Origin of the sequence: Pseudomonas mandelii, from assembly GCF_024138395.1 — a bacterium.
GTDB lineage: Bacteria > Pseudomonadota > Gammaproteobacteria > Pseudomonadales > Pseudomonadaceae > Aquipseudomonas > Aquipseudomonas mandelii_E.
Genome location: NZ_JAMYDU010000067.1, coordinates 1 through 319, shown reverse-complemented (window position 1 = coordinate 319; position 319 = coordinate 1). Strand labels below are relative to the sequence as shown.

General features: G+C 63.3%; 1 protein-coding gene. It reads right to left on the bottom strand.

The annotated features are described in order from the left end of the window. Positions 1–116: 116 nt before the first annotated feature. Positions 117–319, bottom strand: a 203-nt coding sequence (locus tag NHU87_RS28340) for a hypothetical protein (RefSeq protein WP_253555184.1), incomplete at its 5' end; no start/stop codon positions are given.

The window sequence follows — 319 nt, the reverse complement described above, 5'->3', positions numbered from 1 at the left end:
CCCGTGACGCTCTGCGTCACAACGGTGTTCGGCATTGCGTCAGCGGTGAGGCAGGAACGCGGAGCGTCCCGAGAGGCATTCCCACGCAGAGCGTGGGAACGATCAGCTTGCGGGCTTCAGCCCGCCATGACTTCCCGAATATCCGCCGCCAGTTCGCGCACGCGATTGATCGTTCCCACGCTCCGCGTGGGAATGCAGCCCGTGACGCTTTGCGTCACAACGGTGTTCGGCATTGTGTCAGTGGTGAGGCAGGAACGCGGAGCGTCCCGAGAGGCATTCCCACGCAGAGCGTGGGAACGATCAGTTGGGTGGAGCTTCA